The organism is Microcystis sp. M169S2 (genome assembly GCF_020245865.1).
GTDB classification, from domain to species: Bacteria; Cyanobacteriota; Cyanobacteriia; order Cyanobacteriales; family Microcystaceae; genus Microcystis; species Microcystis ichthyoblabe_A.
Genome location: NZ_JADBUB010000051.1, coordinates 12,737 through 34,280, shown reverse-complemented (window position 1 = coordinate 34,280; position 21,544 = coordinate 12,737). Strand labels below are relative to the sequence as shown.

The window sequence follows — 21,544 nt, the reverse complement described above, 5'->3', positions numbered from 1 at the left end:
CCTCGCCCTTTTAGGGCGACTTGATAGGATGTATGATATCAAGAATAGCGGGCAGAGTAAGCAGCCGCTTAAAAAACCCAGTCATCAACCGATGAACGCACCGTTCGGCAAAAGCTCACGGCCGAAGCCTTGAAAACTAAAGTTATGGGGTTCTATAGGGGAATGCTCCTATAGGTAAAAGCTCTAAGCGTCAAGTACCAAAGAAACTAATTATTTTAGAGGTTTTGAACTGTATCCTAGGGCATAGGAGAACAGGCTTCTGTAAGGTCACGAAAGTTTGAGGAGAGAACCACCTCAAGGGTAAGCCAATTCTTTAGGCAGTTTAGGAAACGCTGACTACTCCCTCGGATAGTACCAAAAGGCGATCGAGTTCCAGCAACAGTCTTTAGCCATCAAAAGGGAGATCAGCGATCGCCAAAGGTAAGCCAATTCTTTAGGCAATTTAGGAAACGCTTACCGTTCCCTCGGATAGTACCAAAAGGCGATCGATAATTTACTTTAAAAACTCGTAGCGAGTTATCCCGCCACGATCGCAAGTATTTTTTAGCTGCTAACGAAAGAACCGTCATCACTCTCGCCGAAGTCCTTATCCAACAAAACCAACCCGAAAAAGCTTTTGAATGGCTCAACCTCGCTACTACCGCCGATCTCGCCGATTACAATCGTTTGATTAATGCCAAAGTTACCGATCCCGATGCACAAAAAGCACTTGATAACTGGAACACCGACAATCAACAACTCGAAGGAATGCGCCGACAACTACAGGATAAATACTAGGAAGAACTGGCACAACAGATCCGACAATTCGGGCGTTGTCAGATCAGAATATGAAAGATGCAATGCAATCCTTGCTACCCTTCGACTTGGCTCAGGGCAAGTCAAAGTAATTTCAGTTCCAAGCTGATTCGGAGCATCTTTCAATTTGACAACGCCCAAAAAACAAGCCTTTCGCTTTCCGATTTTACACCTCGGAACTCACGGCTGTTTTGAACTCGCTGGCTGTCCCAAATTAGGGTTTGCGGCAAAAAGTACGGGCGAAGCATTCGGATAGAAAATCTACGGTTTCACCGATAGGTTATTGCCCGAATGCTTCGCCCCTACAGGACGCGGGCCGATGAAGACGCAAGGTTTTGAAGCACGATTCTCTCAAAATCTTGCACCTGTTTGGCGAGAAAAGCCAAAAAACCCTTACCTTGCCTACATTTCACATTTATTCAGCAAACCCTAATTAAGCAGCCAATAATAACTCTTGATCGCTGATAATCAGGATTATTTACTAACTTTTAACTGCCGACATCTGCCGCATTTCTAAATACACTAATAAAGCGTTAATATCGGCGGGATTGACTCCGCCAATTCGCGAGGCTTGGCCGATGGTGGCGGGTTTAATTTTTGTTAATTTTTCCCGGGATTCCATTGACAAAGTTTCGATTTTCATGTAGTCAATATCGGGGGATAAATGACGGTTACTGTGGCGACTAATTTGGTCGATTTGATTTTGTTGTCGTTTCAGATAACCGGAATATTTAATCTCAATTTCTACCCCTTCTCTTTCGGCTAAATTTAAATCGGGATTACTCAAACCATAGCGATCGAGATCGAGATAATGCAAGCTAGGACGACGCAGTAAATCTGCTAAAGAGAGAGAACCTTTGATTTTTTGTTCTGTATCCTTAACGATGGCGATTGCCACTTCATCCCGTTCTTTAATTCTCGTTTCGTGTAGACGTTCTTTTTCAGCGATAATATTAGCTTGTTTAGTTTGGAATAATTGCCAACGCCGGTCATCAATTAAACCAATTTCTCGCCCTAAAGGTGTTAATCTTTGATCGGCATTATCCGATCGCAATACTAAGCGATATTCGGAACGACTGGTTAACATTCGATAGGGTTCCCGCAGATCCTTAGTACACAAATCATCGACCAAAGTTCCTAGATAACTTTCCTCCCGGGGAAAAACAATTAACTCTTTTCCTAGAGCAAACCGCGCCGCATTAATCCCCGCCACCAGTCCCTGGGCTGCCGCTTCTTCATAACCGGTTGTGCCGTTAATTTGTCCCGCACAAAATAACCCCTCAATCTTCTTCGTCATCAGGGTTGGATAACACTGAGTTGCTGGTAAATAATCGTATTCCACTGCATAGGCAGCACGCAACATCACACAGTTTTCTAAACCGGGTAAAGTCCGCAGCATTGCTAATTGAACATTTTCCGGCAGTCCCGTTGAAAAGCCTTGGATATAAAGTTCGGGAATATCGCGCCCTTCCGGTTCAATAAAAATTTGATGACTTTCTTTATCGGCAAAACGGACGATTTTATCCTCAATACTAGGACAATAACGCGGTCCTTTGGAGTCAATAAAACCGCCATAAATGGGGGATAAATGTAAATTATCTCTGATTAATTGATGAGTTGCCGCCGTGGTGCGGGTGAGATGACAGTTCATTTGTTCCCGTTCGATCCACACCTCCGGATCAAAACTAAACCAACGCACCTCGTTATCGGGCGGTTGCGGTTCCATGCGCGAGTAATCCACCGAACGCTTATCCACACGGGCAGGAGTGCCAGTTTTTAGGCGACCGGTCTCGAATCCGAGACGATTTAGGGTTTCTGTTAAACCCACCGCCGCAAATTCGCCCGCCCGTCCAGCTGCCATGGATTTGCCGCCGATCCAGATTTTGCCGCCTAAAAAAGTGCCAGTGGTTAAAATGACGGCTTTAGCGGCGAAACAAGTCCCGAAATAGGTTTCTACTCCTAAAACTTGCTCATTTGCCCCTAAAATCAGGTCTGTGGCCATGCCTTCCCGAATAACCAGATTTGCTTGGGTTTCGACGATACCTTTCATCACCGCCGCGTATTCCCGTTTATCGGTTTGGGCCCGTAGGGCCCAGACTGCTGGTCCGCGAGAGGCATTAAGAACCCGTTTTTGCAGATAGGTGCGGTCGGCCATTTTGCCAATTTCGCCGCCTAAAGCGTCCACTTCGTGGGTTAATTGGGATTTAGCCGGACCACCGACGGCGGGGTTACAGGGTTGCCAAGCGATTTTATCGAGATTAAGGGTGAGGAGAAGGGTACGACAACCGAGACGGGCGCAGGCTAGGGCCGCTTCACAGCCGGAATGGCCCGCCCCGACGACGATGACATCAAATTCGTCTTGAAAGTCTGCGGCTGAGGAGAAAGTCATACTCGATCGAGGGGAAAATTAATTAATCAGGCTAATATTCTAGCAATTTTTCTGAGTTTTACCTCAAACATAATACAAAAATACTAATTAAATTTTGCTGAATAAGTGTGAAATATAGACGAAGTAAGGGGTTTGGAGGCCTGTTTGGCGAAGCAGCTGCAAGATTTTCAAGCTAGTGGCTCAAAAACTTTGCATCTTGAGCGGTGATCGCATCCTGTGGCGGCGAAGCATTCGGATAAAAAATCTACGGTTTCAGCGATAGGTTATGCCCAAATGCTTCGCCGCTACTTTTTCAGCAAATCCTAATTAAGCTCATTAACTATCCTGAATTTTTACCCGTTTGTTTAATTGATTCATAGCCAAAGAAATCACCAGATTAAAGAATAAATAGGTTGCCATAACTACTATTAACATCTCTACAGCTTTTCCTGTCTGATTAGCGATGGTACTAGAGATAGCGTAAATATCATTATAACCAATAGCGATCGCTAAACTAGAGTTTTTAACCAGATTTAAACATTCATTAGTTAAAGGAGGAATAATCACTGGCAAAGCTTGGGGAAAAATTACTAATCTCATCACTAATAAAGGTTTTAATCCCAAGGCTTTAGCTGCTTCCCATTGTCCCCGATTAACCGATTGAATCCCCCCCCGTACCGTTTCCGCGATAAAGGCAGCTGTATAAACAGTTAAACCGATTAGGAGAGTAGCAAACTCGGAAGAAAGATGTAAACCGAAGTCAATATTTTGATTAAGAGGATTAACTTGGGGACTTTGCCATTGTAAACCCCAGATTAGAGGAATTATAACTAGGATTAGTAGGCTAGTTAGGCATAAACCAAGTTTATTTTTTATGGATAAAAATAATGAGAGAATTATTCCTAAAATAATGATAGCTAAAGTTAACCATGTCCTGAAACTATTAGCGGGGAAAGGTAAATAGACTCCTGAGTTATTTAAAAATATACTGCCAAAGAACTCTAAAGATTCCTCAATCTTCGGCAGTTTTAGAAATACAGCAAAATACCAAAAAAATAATTGTAATAATAAAGGAGTATTGCGAATAGTTTCCACATAAATTGTTGCTAACTGACGAATTAACCAATTATCCGACAAGCGACCTAACCCGATGACGATTCCCAGACTAATCGCCAAAAATATGCCACTAATCATAATGCGGAGGGAATTAACTAATCCCACCAAAAGAGCGCGAAAATAGGTATCGGTGGGACTGTAGGCAATAGGAGAGTCACCAATCGCAAAAGAGGCTGGTCGGTCAGGATCAAAGAGAAAGCCAAAGCCAAAACTTAAGCGTAGGCGTTGGAAATTAATCACTAAATTGCGACCAAAAAACCAGAAAATTAGGCAGACAATTAGCAGGATAATTACCTGTAGAAAAATCTTCTGAAATCGCTCATCGTACCAAAAAGAATTTTTTTGAGGTAAAGTCATAATGGGTGCATCTCAATTTTGGAGAAATATCTATATTACATTTGGGCGCACGCAGTTCGATAAACTCACTGACCACGATGCGCCCCTACCATTGGCGCGATAATATTATTGTAGGGGCGAATGGCATTCGCCCTCTTTTAATAACTTCTGCTGCTCACCTATATGTGAGAGAAAGTCACAAATATTAAGATGCACCCAGTAATATTTATTGTACAGTCCAGAATTTTTCACAAAAGAAATCGGTGACTTTTGGCCACCGATTAAGAAAATCAAAACATATTTAGATAACTCCGAGACGGGAGAGACCGAGGATGACACCGGCGCCGAGGACATGACCAAAACTGGTAGTACCCAGTAAAGCGCCTAATCCCATACCACCGAATAAAGCGGGGGAAGGTAAAGCAGGACCGACATTTTGTTGTTTAATAGTCGCTTTACCGAAAGCAATAGCGAGAATATTGCAGATAATCATGACAATCGCCACTTTGGGACTCCATTCGCTGGAACCTTGTACGGCGGTGGCGGCCATTAATAGGGTTGAATACATTGAAATTCTCCTGAACAGGTCGTTTTAAGTTTTTAATCTTAAAGGTAGTTTTCACCCCACATCACGCCCTGTTGCAATACTTAATAATCAAAAGCAGAGGAGTCAACAATAAGGCCGATTCGTCTCCACTTATGAACTACTCGCTTAGTACAAATTCAAGTTTAAGCCTACTTCTTTAGCGAAGACGGCTAATCCTTTCTTTTCAATGGTTTTGATAGCTTTGGTGGAGATGCGTAGTTTTACCCAACGGTTGCCTTCCGACCACCAGACTCTTTTCCATTGTAGGTTAGCTTCTTGTAATTTTTTGGTGCGACGGTGGGAGTGGGACACCGCATAGGCGTTATTGGCCTTTTTCCCCGTCATAGTACAGACTCTAGACATAATTTACTCCTGTGCGATCGATGTTTGTCAATAGTCAACCTTTCTAGTTTAACTCAAATCTCGCCAGAAGTCCCCCCCTTCCCCTGGGTGAAGTGAACGGAGATAAATTTAACAGCAAGTGGGGGGATTAAGAAGTTGATTGAACCGGTTCACTGCTCAGACAATTTCGACAATTGCATCAGAGGTAATGGTGAGAATATTGTCAACAAATTTAGCTGTAATTTTTTACTGAATAAAAAATATTTTAATAAGTTTTACATAGTTTCTATTATTCTGGTTAATTCATTTTTATTTTTCCACAATTTTACTTGAAAATCTTGGTATATTTTGGCGATAAAAGGGGCTTGATTACCTTGAACTATTTTTTCAATTTTATCGATTGTTTCGACAAAAATATTAATCATGGTTTGACGAGGTAAGTTACCAGAAACTAGAACAAATACTTGAGCCTGATAACGGGCTATCTGTTGAACTTCTAAAATATTTCTACCAATGTTTACATCTTTAGTTAATACTATCCATCCTCTTTGACTAACAATAGGTAGCCACTCCGTATCCGGTGCATCTGGGGCAAAATGGGCATGATGAAATTCAATTTTAACCCCTATTTCTTGCAAAGCTTCACCGATAGATTTTCCTAAAGCGCGGTCTATAAAATAGGTGTATTGATAGGTCATGCCGCTTGCCAATTGCACTCGAATAAAATCGCTTTTTCAATTTGCCAAGGTTGACAATTATAATCATTGGCAATATCTTCTATAGAGTCCCCCGCATCATAAAGTTCTGTGACAACTTTAGTGGGAATTCCTGTTCCTGTGATCACGGGGTTTCCGAAGGAAATATTAGGGTCTATCTTTAGGACTTTATTGCTGAAGTCTTCCCCATTTATGTCGATAGTGGGAAAAAGCCGTGTGGCGATATCTTGTTCATCCCATTCAATACGAGTTAAGAGATTATTTAAGAATTGTTTCATCGTCAATTGTCCCGAACGGGAGGCATTAATTAAATGTTCAAATTGTTCAATAAAAAGGTCAGTTCCATCGGTACTAAATTGTTTTTGAACTAGAGGATGATCGGTGTTAAATTGTTCACTAATATAGTCTAGGGCCAGTCTAACTTTATCGAGAGGGATGTTATGAACTTTGCGAATAACTCTTAAAACGTGCGCTTCCACTAAGTTAGTAAAGGAAAGTTGCGGAATATTCGGATTAGGTCGTTGAATGAGGGGTAAAAACTCTTTTTGTCCTTTTTTTGTGGTCGTTGAGCTTAGCCGAAACGTCGGGTAGGTGCGTCCTCGTACCCACGTTCTCAGAGTGGGCAAAGGAATATGGAGATAGCGCGCAGTATCGGCTATAGTGTAGGTGGGAACATGATAGAGATGCTCTAGAGATAAGGGAGATGATGCTTTGACCATCGTTAATATTTTGGTGAAGTTGTTGAGATGAGATTATCGCCTATTATTTCATTCTAGCTAATTTTGGTATCCTTGAGGATAGGGATAAAGCAGGATGAGGGCATCTCAGTGGACATTGGGGGCAAATGAGGTTATATTTTATCTATAGAAGAACGTTTGTATGCAACACTGATAATGAGTAATTCACTGCCAAAATATCTAGAGGAAATCACAGGCATTTATCAACAGGGTAACGCCACAGAACACAGTTATCGTCCTGCTTTAAAAAAATTAATTGAATCCCTAAATAATAACCTACAAGCTCTCAATGAACCCAAAAGGATTGCTTGTGGCGCTCCAGATTTTGTGATTAATCAGGGTATAGTAGAAATTGGCCATCTGGAAGCAAAAGATATCGGAACTTCTCTCAAAAAGATTGAAAATACTCCCCAAATAAAACGTTATTTACAGGCTTTGGGTAATTTAATTATCACCGATCATTTAGAATTTCGTTGGTATGTATCGGGAGAATTGCGTCTATCAGCTGCCGTGGCAAGTCTTAATCAAAAAAAGCAAATTAAACCTGATTCCCAGGGTATTTTACAAGTAGAACAATTGTTCTGTCAATTTTTCCTCTCAAAAGTTATTCAGATCACAACACCGCGAGAATTGGCGAAAAAAATGGCCGCTTTAGCGCAGTTAATTCGAGATGCAATCGGCCAAGCTTTAAAAGATCAAGATTGCGGGGGAATGTTGCGGCAACAATTGCAATCTTTTCAACGAGTTTTAATTAGTGATCTCAATGAAGCGCAGTTTGCCGATATGTATGCACAAACAATCTGTTATGGGTTATTCGCAGCACGCTGTAATACGGATCAAATAAGTTCTTTTTCCAGGGAAACGGCGGGATTTCGACTACCGAAAACTAACCCTTTTTTGCGGGGAATTTTTCATCAAATTGCTGGTACAGAATTAGATGAGCGGATTACTTGGGCCGTGGATACTCTAGCGACTATTTTACAACAAACGGACATGGAGGGAATTCTTAGCAGCTTTGGAAAACGCACGCGCAAGCAGGATCCTGTGGTTCACTTTTATGAGACTTTTTTAGCCGAATACGATAGTAAAATGCGTGAGTCTAGGGGGGTTTATTATACCCCTGAACCCGTGGTTTCTTACATGGTTCGCAGTGTGGACTATATTCTAAAAAATAAGTTTCAGATTCCTAAAGGTTTGGCCGATGCCAAAAAAATTACTATTAAAAATCCTAATAATAGCCAAGAAACTCAGGAAGTTCACCAAGTTTTAATCCTCGATCCTGCTGTGGGAACTGGCACTTTTTTACACTCGGTTATCGACCATATCTATGACAGTTTTCGTCAACAGAAAGGGATGTGGTCTAGTTATGTCAGTAAACATTTATTACCCCGTCTCTTTGGGTTTGAATTACTGATGGCTCCCTACACCGTAGCACACATGAAGTTAGGTTTACAACTTCAGGAATTAGGCTATGATTTTAGTGCCGATGAACGCTTGGGAATCTATCTCACTAACACCCTACAGGAAGCTTTTCAAATTCCCCCTGCTGATGGGTTTTTAAATCGTATTCGCGATGAAGCAGAGTCAGCACAAGGTGTTAAGCAAGAACATCCGGTTATGGTGATTATTGGTAATCCTCCCTACTCTGGACATTCCGTAAATACAGGAGAATGGATTAAGGAATTATTGAAGGGAAAAGATATTATTTCTGGAGAAAAAACTGCTAGTTATTTTGAAGTAGATGAGCAACCTTTAGGCGAAAAAAATCCTAAATGGTTAAATGATGATTATGTAAAATTTATTCGCTTTAGTCAATGGCGCATCGAGAAAACTGGTTACGGAATTTTAGCTTTTGTTACTAATCATGGTTATTTGGATAACCCAACTTTTCGGGGAATGCGTCAAAGTTTATTAAAAACTTTTGATGATATTTATATTCTCGATTTACACGGCAATAGTAAGAAAAAAGAAGTTTGTCCCGACGGTTCACCGGATCAAAATGTGTTTGATATTCAGCAAGGTGTAGCTATTGGTATTTTTATTAAATATCACAATAGTTCTTCAAATTTAGCTAAAGTTTATCATGCTGATTTATGGGGCAAAAGAGAGATGATTGAGAATCAAGTTATTGTCGGTGGTAAGTATCATTGGTTAGATGAAAATGATCTTTATTCTACTTCTTGGCAAGAATTACAACCTGATTCTCCTTTTTATCTATTTAAACCTCAGAATATTAATCTGCGATCGGAATACGATCAATTTTGGAAGATTACTGAAATTATGCCAATTAATAGTGTTGGTATCGTCACAGCTAGAGATAGTTTAACAATTCAATGGAATAAAAAAGAAATTTGGGATATAATCAATGATTTTGTCAATCTCAGTCCAGAAGAAGCTAGAATTAAGTATAATTTAGGTAAAGATTCTCAAGATTGGAAGATAGATTTAGCACAGAAAGATGTTAAGCAATCAAATTTATCTAAAGATAACCTCTTACCCATTTCATATAGACCTTTTGATCAAAGATATACCTATTATACAGGTAATTCAGGTGGGTTTCACTGTAGAGCAAGAATTGATACTATGCGTCACCTAAAAGAAAATAATTTAGGATTTCATATATGCAGACAAATAGTCAGTGAAACTTGGCAACATATTTTAATTACTAATCAGCTTACAGACGATTCCTATGTTTCAAACAAAAGTAGAGAAAGAGGATACACTATGCCATTATATTGTTATCCTGAAACTCAGGCAGAGAAAGACATGGGAATGTCTCGCCGTCCCAATCTAGCGCCAGAATTTATTAAGGAACTTTCGGCAAAACTTGAATTAGAATTTATCAATGATGGCAAAGGAGACGAAAAGAAAACCTTTGGTCCGGAAGACATTTTTAACTATATCTATGCTGTCTTTCACTCTCCCCAATATCGCCAACGTTACGCCGAATTTTTAAAAATAGACTTTCCTCGTGTTCCTCTCACCAGTAATCAAGAATTATTCTGGGAATTAGTCAAAAAAGGTGACAGATTAGTGCAGTTACACCTAATGAAAGCAACGGGAAAAGAAATTAGTAGCTATCCCGTGGCGGGTTCCAATCTAGTCGAACAGGTGAAATATGACGAAAATAAACAACAAATTTCGATTAATTCTGACCAGTATTTTGCGGGGATTCCGCCTCAAATTTGGAACTTTTATATCGGCGGTTATCAAGTGTGTCAGAAGTGGCTAAAAGACCGCAAAGGTCGCCACCTTAGCTACGATGACCTAGAACATTATCAACAAATTATCTCCATTTTGGGCGAATCGATCGCAATTATGGAAACCATAGATATAATTATCAATAAATATGGTGGTTTCCCCTTTAGTTAAGCCACCGGTGAGAGAAGATTAACTTAATTTTTGCCCACTGGCAAGAGTCCCTGTTCACCGATAAATGATTCTCCACTCCCAACGAGAGTGATACAATTGTTAACACCACAGACCAAGAGCCAATCGAAGCGAGAGAATAAAAACTGCTATGTTAAAAGCCCTACTCGGAGACCCCAACGCCCGCAAAATTAAAAAATTTCAGCCCCTCGTCACCGAAATCAACCTGCTGGAAGAAGACATTAAAAACCTGTCCGATGAGGAATTAAGGAGCAAAACCAGCGAATTTAAGGAAAGATTAGACAAAGCCAGAAATTATGACGAAAGAGAGGAGATTCTCGAGGAAATCCTCCCCGAAGCTTTCGCCATTGTCCGGGAAGCGGGAATCCGAGTCTTAGGGATGCGTCACTTTGACGTGCAGTTATTGGGGGGAATGGTACTGCACAAAGGACAAATCGCCGAGATGAAAACCGGGGAAGGAAAAACCCTAGTTGCCACACTCCCCGCTTATTTGAATGGATTGACCGGAAAAGGGGTTCACGTCGTCACCGTCAACGATTATCTCGCCCGTCGTGACGCGGAGTGGATGGGGCAGGTACATCGCTTTTTAGGGTTAAGTGTGGGACTAATTCAAGCCGGCATGAGTCCAGAAGAAAGAAAGAAAAATTATGCCTGTGACATCACCTACACCACTAACAGCGAACTCGGCTTCGATTATCTGCGCGATAATATGGCTACAGTGATGGGGGAAGTTGTCCAAAGACCCTTTAACTACTGCGTTATCGACGAAGTGGACTCCATTCTTATCGATGAGGCCAGAACTCCATTAATTATATCAGGACCGATCGATAGACCCACAGAAAAATATATTCTCGCCGCCGAAATCGCCAAGCAATTAGTGCGCCAAAAAGTAGAAGACGGACCGGGAGACTACGAAGTTAACGAAAAAGACCGTAACGTTTTAATGACCGATGAAGGCTTTAAAAGAGCGGAAGAACTATTGGGAGTTACCGATTTATACGACCAAGAAAATCCCTGGGCGCACTATATTTCTAACGCTATTCGTGCCAAAGAACTCCAGAAAAAAGACGTTAACTATATCGTTCGCAGTGGTGAAATTGTTATTGTTGATGAATTCACGGGACGGGTATTACCGGGGCGACGTTGGGGCGATGGTTTACATCAGGCAGTGGAGGCTAAGGAAGGGGTAGAAATTCAACAGGAAACCCAAACCTTAGCCACGATTACCTATCAAAACTTTTTCCTACTCTATCCGAAATTATCCGGCATGACTGGGACGGCTAAAACCGAAGAAACGGAACTAGAAAAAGTCTATAACCTGCAAGTAACAATTATCCCCACTAACCGCGTTTCTCGTCGGCAAGATTTAGCCGATGTGGTCTATAAAAATGAACAGGCAAAATGGAACGCCGTCGCCGAAGAATGTCAACAAATGCACGAACAGGGTCGCCCGGTTTTAGTCGGTACTACCAGTGTGGAAAAATCGGAAGTCCTTTCGCTGTTATTACAGGAAAGAAAGATTCCCCATAACTTGCTTAATGCCCGTCCAGAAAACGTGGAAAGGGAATCGGAAATCGTCGCCCAAGCAGGCCGGGCCGGGGCCGTAACCATTGCCACGAACATGGCGGGACGGGGAACCGATATCATCCTCGGTGGTAACTCCGACTATATGGCCCGATTGAAAATTCGCGAGTATTTAATGCCCAAATTAGTTATGCCCGAAGATGACAATTTGGCCTTTAGTTTACCCAGTTTAGGCGAACGCAATCGCCCGCAAGGATTCGCCCCGGGTAAGAAGAAAAAAAACTGGCGTGCCTCGGCGGAAATTTTTCCCACCGAGTTACCGAAAGAGGTAGAAAATGCCCTGAAAGAAGCGGTTAAATTTGCCGTTGATACCCACGGAACTCAAAGTTTACCCGAATTAGAAGTAGAAGAAAAAATCGCCATCGCGGCCGAAAAAGCCCCCACGGATGACCCGGTTATTCAAAAGTTACGCGAAGTCTATAAATTAATTCGCAAAACCTATGAAGATTACACGGGTAAAGAACACGATGAAGTAGTAGAAAGAGGCGGACTGCACGTTATCGGGACGGAACGCCACGAATCCCGCCGTATTGACAACCAATTGCGAGGCCGGGCGGGCAGACAGGGCGACCCCGGTTCCACACGCTTCTTTTTAAGCCTAGAAGACAATTTATTGCGGATTTTTGGGGGCGACCGCGTGGCGGGTTTAATGGATGCCTTCCGGGTGGAAGAAGATATGCCCATTGAATCGGGAATGTTAACTCGTTCTCTGGAAGGAGCGCAAAGAAAAGTGGAAACCTTCTATTATGATGCCCGGAAACAGGTGTTTGAATACGACGAGGTGATGAATAATCAACGGCGCGCTATTTATGCCGAACGTCGTCGGGTTTTGGAGGGGATGGACCTAAAAGAACAGGTGCTGCAATACGCCGAAAAAACCATGGATGAAATCGTCATGGCTTATGTTAATCCCGAACTGCCGGCGGAAGAATGGGATTTGGAAAAACTGATTAGTAAATCTCAGGAATTCGTCTATCTGTTGGCAGATATTACCGCTAAAGATGTCGAGGAGATGAGTGTTAATGATATCAAGATGTTCCTACACGAAGAAGTTCGCAAAGCCTACGAAATTAAAGAACGTCAAGTGGATAATATTCGCGCCGGTTTAATGCGCGATGCCGAACGTTATTTTATCCTGCAGCAAATCGATATGTTATGGCGCGAACATCTGCAAGCTATGGAAGCTTTACGCGAGTCGATTGGTTTACGCGGTTACGGTCAAAAAGACCCCCTAATTGAGTATAAACAGGAAGGCTACGAGATGTTTTTAGAAATGATGATTGATATCCGTCGTAACGTGGTTTATTCTCTGTTCCAATTCCAACCGCAAGGACAACCCCAAGCAGTGGCTAGTGAACAGTAAAAACTAAAAGTTGGCTTAAATTGGGGAGAATTGGCTAAGGCTGATTCTCTCATTTTTTCCCCCTGAGAAATCAGTCACCCACAATCCAGACTAGGACAAAAATTATCAGTCCGATTACTCCATAGGACAACAACGACCCCAAAAAATTGATGATTTGTATGGGAAAATGAATCAAAACTTGGTAAGTAAAATCCGTAACTGCCAGCAAGGCAGTAAAAAATATAGTCACAAGTGTTATCATAAGTAAGTAGGATAAAATTAACTTTTTGGTTAGGATAGGCAAAAGGCAAGAGGCAAGAGGTGGTTAGATATGTGTAATTAATTGTGTTTAGTTAGTTCTTACCTAATATCTTCTCAATCTGATAGAATAAATGGCTATCCTTTGCGGTAATCGGCAGTGGATAGTCAGAAGTTGGGAGATTATCCCCAAGAAAATTCTACCGCAATTTGGGTGCATCTCACATTTGCAGAAACACCGACAATGAGGACTGCTCTATGAATATTCGTATTGGTAACGGCTACGATATCCACCGATTGGTAACAGGAAGACCTTTAATTTTAGGAGGAGTAGAGATTGCCCATACTGTGGGTTTATTGGGTCATAGTGATGCCGATGTCTTAACCCACGCTATTATGGATGCCATGCTGGGTGCGCTTAGTTTAGGCGATATCGGTCATTATTTTCCCCCCACAGACCCGCAATGGCAAGGGGCGAATAGTTTAAAATTATTAGAGCAAGTTAATCAATTAATTGTCGATAAAGGTTGGCAGATTAATAATATTGATTCGGTAATTGTCGCCGAAAAACCGAAAATGAAACCCCACCTCAGTGCGATGCGAGCCAAGTTAGCAGCAACTCTCAAGATTAATCCAGACCAGGTGGGAATTAAAGCCACTACTAACGAACAATTAGGACCGGTGGGACGAGAAGAAGGTATCGCAGTTTATGCCGTGGTTTTATTGGTTAAGGAATAAGTAATTAGTAAGAATTAGCTGAGATTAAGTATCCATAACTTATGAATATAGACACAAAAATCTTAGAAACTGTCGAAACAATGCCAGAGTTCTTAAAAATAGAGCTGCTGCACTATGCTGAATATTTGATGGCCAATTATCAATCAGATGTTATTATAGAGAAACCTTCTCTTAGAAAACGTCGTTCAGGAATTTTACAAGGTACATTTACCTTACCTTTGTCCGATGATTTTGATGAGTCTTTGGAAGATTTTCAGGAATATATGTGATGACATCTTTTCTTCTGGATACTCATACTTTCATCTGGTTAACTGAAAACGATTCTAACTTGCCTAATAATCTTCGGGAGGAAATTGATTTTGCTCCTGAAGTTTATGTCAGTATTGTTAGTCTCTGGGAAATCGCGATTAAGTTAAATTTAGGTAAGTTAGCCCTACAAAAAAGTTATGAAACCATTGAAACTAAACTAGAAGCATCAGATATAACCTTACTGTCTATATCATTTTCTAATACTCTAAAAATTTGTACTTTACCCTTGCATCACCGTGATCCATTTGATAGAATGCTAATTGCTCAGTCTCTAAACAGATCGCTAATTCTAATTAGTAAAGATACTAAATTTGATGCTTATAATGTAACAAGAAAATGGACATAATGCCTCGTTCGGCTTAATTCTATTCAAGATGAGAGCAAGATAAATTTCCTAATTCCCCATAGACTTCTAAAATTCATTGCTAAATTCTCTCTATGACTGCCATTATCCAACAAATAAAAGAGCGTTTTTCCCAATCCCTAGTTAAATCCTTTGGTGAAAACTTCACTGATACCGATCCTCTAATTGTCGCCGCTAGTAACCCCCGTTTTGGCGATTATCAATGTAATATTTCCCTCTCTTTAGCCAAAGAATTAAAACAAAAACCCCGGGAAGTGGCGGCAACTTTACTAAAAAATCTAGAGATAGATGATCTCTGTCAAACCCCCGAAATTGCTGGACCTGGTTTTATCAATCTTACCCTTAAACCCAGTTATCTAGAAACCCAATTAAAAGACCTAATTATTGACAACCGTTTAGGAGTTGCCGCTGCTAACCCCAGTCAAAAAATTATTGTCGATTTTTCCAGTCCCAATATTGCTAAAGAAATGCACGTCGGTCACTTGCGATCGACTATAATTGGTGATTGTATTGCTCGGATTTTAGAATTTCGTCATCATCAAGTAATTCGTCTCAATCACGTCGGGGATTGGGGTACTCAATTCGGGATGTTAATTACCTATCTACAAGAAGCTTATCCTAGGGCTTTAACCCAAGCGGATGCTCTGGATTTAGGGGATTTAGTTAGCTTTTATAAAAAGGCTAAAATTCGTTTTGATGAAGACGAAAACTTTAAAGAAACTGCCCGCCAAGCCGTAGTAAAATTACAGTCAGGTGATCCTCAAAGTCGTCAAGCATGGCAGTTACTTTGTCAACAATCACGGCGGGAATTTCAGAAAATCTATGATATTCTCGATATAAAACTGACTGAAAGGGGGGAATCTTTTTATAATCCCTACCTTGAGACAGTAATCAGAGAATTAGAGCAACAGGGATTGCTAACAGAAGACAATGGCGCTTTATGCGTCTTTCTCGATGGTTTTACCAACAAAGAGGGGGATCCTTTGCCCCTAATTGTCAAGAAATCCGACGGCGGTTATAATTATGCCACCACCGATTTAGCGGCAATTTGTTATCGAGTGCGTCAAGATAAAGCCGAAAGAATAATTTATGTCACCGATGCTGGACAAGCTAACCATTTTGCCCAAGTATTTCAGGTGGCTAAAAAAGCGGGATTTTTACCCGATAATGTGGCAGTGGTTCACGTCGCTTTTGGATTAGTTTTAGGGGAAGATGGTAAAAAATTAAAAACTCGTTCTGGGGAGACGGTAAAACTACAAGAATTACTCGATCAAGCGATCGCCTGTTCCCTAGCTGACTTAGAAAAAAGACTGGCAAGCGAGGAAAGAGAAGAAACTGGCGATTTTATCGCTAATACTGCCGAAACCGTCGGATTAAGTGCCGTTAAATACGCCGATCTCAGCCAAAATCGCAATAGTAACTACGTTTTCAGTTACGACAAAATGCTCAATCTGCAAGGCAACACCGCCCCCTATATGCTGTACGCTTACGCTAGGGTTCAGAGTATCAGTCGCGAAGGTGGTATTAATTTTCAGGATTTAAGTGCCAATTCACCGCTAATTCTCAAGGATGAAAGCGAATTAATTCTGGCTAAACAATTACTGCAACTGCCGGAAGTAATTAGTGCCGTGGAAGAGGATTTATTACCCAATCGTTTATGTGATTATCTTTATGAACTCAGTAAAAAGTATAATCGTTTTTATGAGAATTGTCCCGTTCTGAAAGCAGCAGAACCGATTAAAACCTCCCGTTTAGTTTTGTGTGATTTAACGGCAAGAACCCTAAAATTAGGCTTATCTCTCCTGGGAATTCCCGTTTTGGAAAGAATGTAAATCAGTTATCAGTTATCAGTTCATCGTTTACTATTCACAGCAAAAAAACGACCCAATTCATAATTCATAATTGATGATTCATAATTCCCACACCCTACACCCTACACCCTACACCCCACACCCTACACCCCACACCCCACCCCTTGCATTGCGTATCTTTGACAAAACTGGGTGCTATTTTATACCCAGAAAAAGTGTACTATGCTGACGTTAAAAAACCTGAGTTTTTGCTAACCTAGAAATAGCTCTAATCAGAGCCAATATTTTTGGGCGAAGCTTAGAGATTAATCTAGTTAAACTGACTCATGACGTTATCTTATTGTCGTCTGTTGCCTATTAGCTTTCAGGTGATAACTCGGAGACAGGGAATTAGTACAAAAGTTCAAATTTCCTCTCCGCATCCCCAGCGTTCCTGTGTAGTCTTAACGAGTAATTTTATCCCAGAGATGTTATCGTTAAAGCGGTCAAATGTCCGAAAGTCCTAGAGGATTTTAGGGAAAGAGCATTTGCCCTCCCGTAGTCTCAGATAGAACCTTATGAGTCAATCAATTGAAGATAAAGCTATGGCCGATGCTGATGTATCAGATTATACCACAAATAAAATAATTGTCTCTAATTGGATCGCCCCTTGGTCGAAAGGCAATCGGAAAAATCCGTCACCGCAACCAAAATGGGATTTATGGCAACCCCTGCGGCAACGAATCGATCATCTAGAAATCAATACACCTGAACTAGCTCACAAGATTTGTCGTCTAATTCCGGCTCAATGTCCCTTTGCGCGGAAAATTACCCTATTTAGCTGGACAATTCTAGAGATTCCGCCCCTTTGCAAGCTAAATCCCCTCTACGAAAACCTGATGATGTTAAGATTTCGCGCTCTTTCTTACCTTGCCGATGAATGTGGAGAGGATATCGGTGCTTACTGCTAAAATGGGAGAGTGTCTTTAATCGCCACACCTATGGCCATCATCGCTCTGAAAGCTTGGTATCTGGACAAATACGAACCTATCCGCGAGGTTGTCAAACGTCCCCACGACTTGCGCTTAAGTCGCAATAGTCTCTTAAAATCGGGTTTAAGGGCCGATTTTCTCGATGATAGTCTGACGATACAGGGTTCTGTCTGGTTCCAACGCTATCTAGAAGGGGAAAGGGTGGAATTTTACCTCGAAGGTAGTGGCGGTTACGTCATCTCGAATATTGACCTGATTTCCCAAGAAATTTACTTTACTAAACAGGACCTCAGCACTTGGCTGGATCCCGTCATTTATTTTAGCTCCCAAAGCCAATTTAAGGACTCTAGCACCGCTTTAAAAACAGTTTTGACCGAAACCGTCGAAAATCTCAATAAACGCTCCCGTTTGCCCTTAACTATGGAAGAAACGCCTCGAACTGAGGGCAATGTCACCCGGTTGAGTGATAGTCAATTACGCAAAATTCGCAAAAGTTTATTATTTATTGCTGATGCTACGGCGATTAGCCAAAAAGAAACGGAATTACTGCCCAGTCCCCTAGTGGGTGTAGAATTAGGTTATGCGATCGCTTGTAAACAGGGCGGACAAATTCTGCTAACCTATCAAAATCGGGCGGAATTAAAGGGTAAACTAGCTTTTGACCTGCCAAGCTACCAAAAATTAATTTTCTCAGATCTTAGCGAATTGCGTCTCACTTTTCCGCCTTTAATGGCAACTTTATTACAAAAATTCAATCTGATTAGTTAAAAAAATGAGTAGAAAAGCTGACGAGTACGCTGTACATTTGTTCTTAAGCAGTGGACATCGCGAGGAAGTCCGTTTTTTGACTATCCAAGAATTTCAAAAGTGGTACAGTAAGGAATTAGTTCCGAAAGCCGATTCCCAGGATTTTATCAATGTTCCGATCAGAAATATTCAAGGGGAATATATGGTTTTACGTCCAGCTAGTATCGTTGCTATTCGCGTGGAACCCGTCTTTTTTGGCAGTGTGGAAAGAATCTAATTTGTCGTTATCCCTAAAAAAGATAGTTAGATAGGGAGAATTTTAGAGATTATTGATAATTCTCTCAATATCAGCTTGAATTTGATTGCTGACTTTGCCTTGCCAGCGTTCTTTTAATTCCCTTAATCCCACTTCTGCGTATTGACAGATCTTATCTAAAATTTCTTTGCCATCGCTAGGTTGAGGATAGGAATTCTTTTTACAGATAATATAAATTCCTGCGGTTAAAGCTAAAATAACTTCTGGCTCGATTTGGCTAATAGTAATTAAATCCTGTCGATTGCTCAGATTGATTCCGTAGATACTGAAGTCTTGTTTAATGGCAAAAGCAGCGGCGAATAAATAAGCATCTACCATGCGCTCAAAGGTTTTATTATCTTTTAGTACCTGTAGATAATTTCTGGAAGTTTCCGAGGCATAAATCTTCAAACTGGGATCGATTCTCTGCATTAGTAACTCTCCATCACTTCAATCACGGAAGCATCTTCATCGGCAGCCAAACGGTGTATTTTAAAAATATCAGTAGTGTGGGGAAGCAGCAGATTTAAAAGTCGATCGGGAAGATCGCGATCGGTAGCTAGAATAATTACTTGGGAGTGTAAATTAGGGAGAGAGTTAATAATATTTTTTTGATGTTCTTTGTCTAAATGGCCAAAAGGTGTATCCATAATTAGGGGAACACAATTATCGGTTATTTGATTTAAACCAGTGATAAAAGCAAAAGCTAAAGCTTCCTTTTCTCCCGCACTTAAGACATCGGGATTTAATAATTTTCCCGTGAGGGTACGGATTCCTAAAGTGTATTCGGGAGTAATTTCTACTCCTCTATATTCCTCTGGTTTGTTGGTTACTTGTAAATAGCGATCGCTGGTTACTTGATTAATCATTTTTTGGGAATTATCGATATGCCATTCGATTAATTCGTTAGTGGCATTTTTTAAACCTCTGGCCATTTTAACCTGATTAGATAACATCAACGTGGTTTGATTTTCACTAGCTAAAATTTCCACTTCTTTGCGTAAATTTTCTAATTGCTTTTCTTTGATTTCGATTTCCTTTTGCAAGCGTTCGATCTTTTCTTCAATCTTCTTAACTTTTCCTTCCGATTCGTCAACTTTTCGCCAAATATCCCTCACCGAGTCTTGATTTATTCCCGTGGTTTCCTGTTTTAGCTGTTTAATATGTTGATTAATTTCTTCGATTTCTTCTTCTAAAAGATCTCTTTGTAAAAGCAATTGACTATAATTGCTAAATTTGGCATTATCTCGGATAATTCCCTGTAAATCAATTCTAAGTTGGTCTTTTTCTATTCTGGTGGCGTTGTCCACTTCTAAGGACTCTAGTTCGGCAATTTGTTGCAGGATAAAGTCACGAGAATTTTTATCTAAACAACGACCACATAAACAACTTTCATCGTCAAGTATTGCTCTTAAAATTGCTGTAGAATTAGTTTTATAAGTGCTTTTTAAGCTAGTAACTTGCAAATCGTCAGCCATTTCCTGCACAAAGTTAATCAGCAAAGGTATCGAAGCTTTTTTTAACCAAGAATCGATAGACTTTTGTAGGTTATTTAACTGAGTTTGTAACCCGATACGCTTTTTCTCTAAGTTATGAATTTCCTCTAGTTTTTCTCGTAAACTTTCAATCTGAGCGGCCTTTTCTTGAGCATCCTGATGAATAATTATAGCATTTTTTCCCTCATCTTTAGCATTTTTACGCTGACCTTGTTGCAGATCAATTTCTTCTTCTAATTCTCGCAATTGTTGCAGCTTATCTTTAAAAGTTTGACTGGTTCCCTTTGCTTTATTTAAACGGTTTTCTAATTCTTGCAAGGCTTTTTCTGTATCATCACGCAGATTTCTTAATTCAGGGATACCCAAAACTTTTTCAATTGCTTCTTTTGCTTCTTTAGTTTGAGTTATCTGGGTATATTGTTCAATTTTTAAGCCATCAAAACAGAAAAAATCTCGAATAGATTTAGGAAGCAATGCTTCGATATATTCCCTAGAGTTACTTCTTATGGTTCCATCTTCATAAAATAATGCTTCCTCTAAGCTGAGAGAAGAAGTGCTACCATTAACGTTTAATTTCGCTGTGCGACTGATAAAGTAATTTTTCTCGTTTCTAGTAAAATTTAATTCCACCCGCATTTCTCTTGCCGGTGAAGAATTATCCTTACCTCTATAAAAATAGGTTTTCAGAGTCTCTTTAGATACAATATCTACCCCATAGAGACACCATAAAATCGCTGTCATTAGAGAAGTTTTACCGTGGCCATTATTCCCGAAGATAATCTGAATTTTTCTGTTGGGATGCAGGTTAAAAGTAATATTTTGACTAGGATAACATTTCCAATTAGTTAAGCGAATTTGTTTCAGTCTCAAAGTCATAGAGTTTATTTATTGTGAGGAGTCGGTATATTTTTCGATGAGTTTGACAATTTTAGCTGATAGATGCCGATTTTTTAGAGTAATTTTTTCTACTTCTAAAGCCATGGCTTCCTTTAGCAGTTGGGGAGGTATCTCATATTTTTGGGCTATTTCTTTAATTTTAGCAGTTATGTCCATGGATTTTCTGGGGGTTGGGGAGTGGGTATTGTCAAGTCTTAATGCTTATTTGGCAAGAGATACCTTGATGAGGATAAATTTTATAACAGATCTGAGTAGGTAAGGCTATAGTGAGTTATAGCCTTTGTCATAAACATGAAGTATAACCTAATTTGGTATTGACGACTGACTACCCAAAAGGAAAACTTCG

Annotated in this window: 19 protein-coding genes and 1 pseudogene; 11 read left to right on the top strand and 9 right to left on the bottom strand. The window is 40.5% G+C overall.

Annotated elements, in window-relative coordinates; all coding sequences use genetic code 11:
- Positions 1–304: 304 nt before the first annotated feature.
- Positions 305–777 (top strand): annotated as a pseudogene (locus tag IM485_RS05865) (tetratricopeptide repeat protein); the annotation flags it as partial.
- 499 nt (positions 778–1,276) lie between these two features.
- On the opposite strand, the gene mnmG reads toward IM485_RS05865, so the two are convergent.
- From mnmG to IM485_RS05835, 6 genes are all read right to left on the bottom strand, one after another.
- Positions 1,277–3,184: a tRNA uridine-5-carboxymethylaminomethyl(34) synthesis enzyme MnmG gene (mnmG, locus tag IM485_RS05860; RefSeq protein WP_287741879.1), complete on the bottom strand. Its 1,908-nt coding sequence runs from the start codon at positions 3,182–3,184 to the stop codon at positions 1,277–1,279.
- A 315-nt stretch (positions 3,185–3,499) separates the two neighbouring features.
- Positions 3,500–4,636 carry an amino acid ABC transporter permease gene (locus tag IM485_RS05855; protein WP_104397690.1) on the bottom strand — a complete coding sequence of 379 codons (1,137 nt, stop codon included), beginning with the start codon at positions 4,634–4,636 and terminating at the stop codon, positions 3,500–3,502.
- A 280-nt stretch (positions 4,637–4,916) separates the two neighbouring features.
- The gene (psaK, locus tag IM485_RS05850; protein WP_002734065.1) at positions 4,917–5,183 is read right to left on the bottom strand and encodes a photosystem I reaction center subunit PsaK; all 267 of its coding nucleotides are present in this window, start codon (positions 5,181–5,183) and stop codon (positions 4,917–4,919) included.
- Positions 5,184–5,327: 144 nt separating this feature from the next.
- Positions 5,328–5,564, bottom strand: coding sequence for a 50S ribosomal protein L28 (gene rpmB / locus IM485_RS05845; protein ID WP_002775299.1), 237 nt, complete (start codon positions 5,562–5,564; stop codon positions 5,328–5,330).
- Between the two features lie 254 nt (positions 5,565–5,818).
- Complete coding sequence (locus IM485_RS05840) at positions 5,819–6,241, bottom strand: PIN-like domain-containing protein (RefSeq protein ID WP_110580247.1); 423 nt, start codon at positions 6,239–6,241, stop codon at positions 5,819–5,821.
- Entirely contained in the window at positions 6,238–6,978 is a 741-nt protein-coding gene (locus IM485_RS05835; protein WP_287741875.1) for a DUF433 domain-containing protein, read from the bottom strand. The genes IM485_RS05840 and IM485_RS05835 overlap by 4 nt, the downstream gene beginning before the upstream one ends.
- Before the next feature lie 174 nt (positions 6,979–7,152).
- Here IM485_RS05835 and IM485_RS05830 point away from each other — a divergent pair, with 174 nt between their 5' ends.
- The 10 genes from IM485_RS05830 to IM485_RS05785 all read left to right on the top strand — a co-directional run bounded on the left by IM485_RS05830 (position 7,153) and on the right by IM485_RS05785 (position 18,787).
- Positions 7,153–10,368, top strand: a complete 3,216-nt coding sequence (locus IM485_RS05830; RefSeq protein WP_287741873.1) for a type ISP restriction/modification enzyme — start codon at positions 7,153–7,155, stop codon at positions 10,366–10,368.
- A 148-nt stretch (positions 10,369–10,516) separates the two neighbouring features.
- Positions 10,517–13,333 (top strand): preprotein translocase subunit SecA, encoded by a 2,817-nt coding sequence (secA, locus tag IM485_RS05825; RefSeq protein WP_104397684.1) that lies wholly within the window; start codon positions 10,517–10,519, stop codon positions 13,331–13,333.
- 495 nt (positions 13,334–13,828) lie between these two features.
- Positions 13,829–14,308 (top strand): 2-C-methyl-D-erythritol 2,4-cyclodiphosphate synthase, encoded by a 480-nt coding sequence (gene ispF, locus IM485_RS05820; protein WP_104397683.1) that lies wholly within the window; start codon positions 13,829–13,831, stop codon positions 14,306–14,308.
- Positions 14,309–14,349: 41 nt separating this feature from the next.
- Complete coding sequence (vapB, locus tag IM485_RS05815) at positions 14,350–14,577, top strand: type II toxin-antitoxin system VapB family antitoxin (protein ID WP_002750932.1); 228 nt, start codon at positions 14,350–14,352, stop codon at positions 14,575–14,577.
- On the top strand, positions 14,577–14,963 hold the full coding sequence (locus IM485_RS05810; RefSeq protein ID WP_104397682.1) for a type II toxin-antitoxin system VapC family toxin: 387 nt from the start codon (positions 14,577–14,579) through the stop codon (positions 14,961–14,963). The genes vapB and IM485_RS05810 overlap by 1 nt, the downstream gene beginning before the upstream one ends.
- Before the next feature lie 92 nt (positions 14,964–15,055).
- Positions 15,056–16,813, top strand: coding sequence for an arginine--tRNA ligase (gene argS / locus IM485_RS05805; RefSeq protein WP_104397681.1), 1,758 nt, complete (start codon positions 15,056–15,058; stop codon positions 16,811–16,813).
- A gap of 73 nt (positions 16,814–16,886) precedes the next feature.
- Positions 16,887–17,021 carry a hypothetical protein gene (locus IM485_RS05800; RefSeq protein ID WP_287741868.1) on the top strand — a complete coding sequence of 45 codons (135 nt, stop codon included), beginning with the start codon at positions 16,887–16,889 and terminating at the stop codon, positions 17,019–17,021.
- 328 nt (positions 17,022–17,349) lie between these two features.
- Positions 17,350–17,742 carry a Mo-dependent nitrogenase C-terminal domain-containing protein gene (locus IM485_RS05795; RefSeq protein ID WP_104397680.1) on the top strand — a complete coding sequence of 131 codons (393 nt, stop codon included), beginning with the start codon at positions 17,350–17,352 and terminating at the stop codon, positions 17,740–17,742.
- Between the two features lie 30 nt (positions 17,743–17,772).
- On the top strand, positions 17,773–18,531 hold the full coding sequence (locus IM485_RS05790) for a hypothetical protein (protein WP_287741866.1): 759 nt from the start codon (positions 17,773–17,775) through the stop codon (positions 18,529–18,531).
- A gap of 4 nt (positions 18,532–18,535) precedes the next feature.
- Positions 18,536–18,787, top strand: coding sequence for a hypothetical protein (locus tag IM485_RS05785; RefSeq protein WP_104397678.1), 252 nt, complete (start codon positions 18,536–18,538; stop codon positions 18,785–18,787).
- 42 nt (positions 18,788–18,829) lie between these two features.
- Here the strand turns inward: IM485_RS05785 and IM485_RS05780 are convergent, their stop codons facing one another.
- From IM485_RS05780 to IM485_RS05770, 3 genes are read right to left on the bottom strand one after another with little or no spacing between them, the layout of a single operon-like run.
- Positions 18,830–19,237, bottom strand: a complete 408-nt coding sequence (locus IM485_RS05780; RefSeq protein WP_104397677.1) for a hypothetical protein — start codon at positions 19,235–19,237, stop codon at positions 18,830–18,832.
- On the bottom strand, positions 19,237–21,177 hold the full coding sequence (locus tag IM485_RS05775; RefSeq protein ID WP_287741863.1) for an AAA family ATPase: 1,941 nt from the start codon (positions 21,175–21,177) through the stop codon (positions 19,237–19,239). The genes IM485_RS05780 and IM485_RS05775 overlap by 1 nt, the downstream gene beginning before the upstream one ends.
- Positions 21,178–21,186: 9 nt before the next feature.
- Positions 21,187–21,354 carry a hypothetical protein gene (locus IM485_RS05770; RefSeq protein WP_192576015.1) on the bottom strand — a complete coding sequence of 56 codons (168 nt, stop codon included), beginning with the start codon at positions 21,352–21,354 and terminating at the stop codon, positions 21,187–21,189.
- Between the last annotated feature and the right edge of the window lie 190 nt (positions 21,355–21,544).

Coding starts and splice junctions, on each gene's coding strand:
- mnmG (WP_287741879.1), bottom strand. CDS start 3,184: ATGACTTTCTCCTCAGCCGCAGACTTTCAAGACGAATTTGATGTCATC.
- IM485_RS05855 (WP_104397690.1), bottom strand. CDS start 4,636: ATGACTTTACCTCAAAAAAATTCTTTTTGGTACGATGAGCGATTTCAG.
- psaK (WP_002734065.1), bottom strand. CDS start 5,183: ATGTATTCAACCCTATTAATGGCCGCCACCGCCGTACAAGGTTCCAGC.
- rpmB (WP_002775299.1), bottom strand. CDS start 5,564: ATGTCTAGAGTCTGTACTATGACGGGGAAAAAGGCCAATAACGCCTAT.
- IM485_RS05840 (WP_110580247.1), bottom strand. CDS start 6,241: ATGACCTATCAATACACCTATTTTATAGACCGCGCTTTAGGAAAATCT.
- IM485_RS05835 (WP_287741875.1), bottom strand. CDS start 6,978: ATGGTCAAAGCATCATCTCCCTTATCTCTAGAGCATCTCTATCATGTT.
- IM485_RS05830 (WP_287741873.1), top strand. CDS start 7,153: ATGAGTAATTCACTGCCAAAATATCTAGAGGAAATCACAGGCATTTAT.
- secA (WP_104397684.1), top strand. CDS start 10,517: ATGTTAAAAGCCCTACTCGGAGACCCCAACGCCCGCAAAATTAAAAAA.
- ispF (WP_104397683.1), top strand. CDS start 13,829: ATGAATATTCGTATTGGTAACGGCTACGATATCCACCGATTGGTAACA.
- vapB (WP_002750932.1), top strand. CDS start 14,350: ATGAATATAGACACAAAAATCTTAGAAACTGTCGAAACAATGCCAGAG.
- IM485_RS05810 (WP_104397682.1), top strand. CDS start 14,577: ATGACATCTTTTCTTCTGGATACTCATACTTTCATCTGGTTAACTGAA.
- argS (WP_104397681.1), top strand. CDS start 15,056: ATGACTGCCATTATCCAACAAATAAAAGAGCGTTTTTCCCAATCCCTA.
- IM485_RS05800 (WP_287741868.1), top strand. CDS start 16,887: ATGATTCATAATTCCCACACCCTACACCCTACACCCTACACCCCACAC.
- IM485_RS05795 (WP_104397680.1), top strand. CDS start 17,350: ATGAGTCAATCAATTGAAGATAAAGCTATGGCCGATGCTGATGTATCA.
- IM485_RS05790 (WP_287741866.1), top strand. CDS start 17,773: ATGGCCATCATCGCTCTGAAAGCTTGGTATCTGGACAAATACGAACCT.
- IM485_RS05785 (WP_104397678.1), top strand. CDS start 18,536: ATGAGTAGAAAAGCTGACGAGTACGCTGTACATTTGTTCTTAAGCAGT.
- IM485_RS05780 (WP_104397677.1), bottom strand. CDS start 19,237: ATGCAGAGAATCGATCCCAGTTTGAAGATTTATGCCTCGGAAACTTCC.
- IM485_RS05775 (WP_287741863.1), bottom strand. CDS start 21,177: ATGACTTTGAGACTGAAACAAATTCGCTTAACTAATTGGAAATGTTAT.
- IM485_RS05770 (WP_192576015.1), bottom strand. CDS start 21,354: ATGGACATAACTGCTAAAATTAAAGAAATAGCCCAAAAATATGAGATA.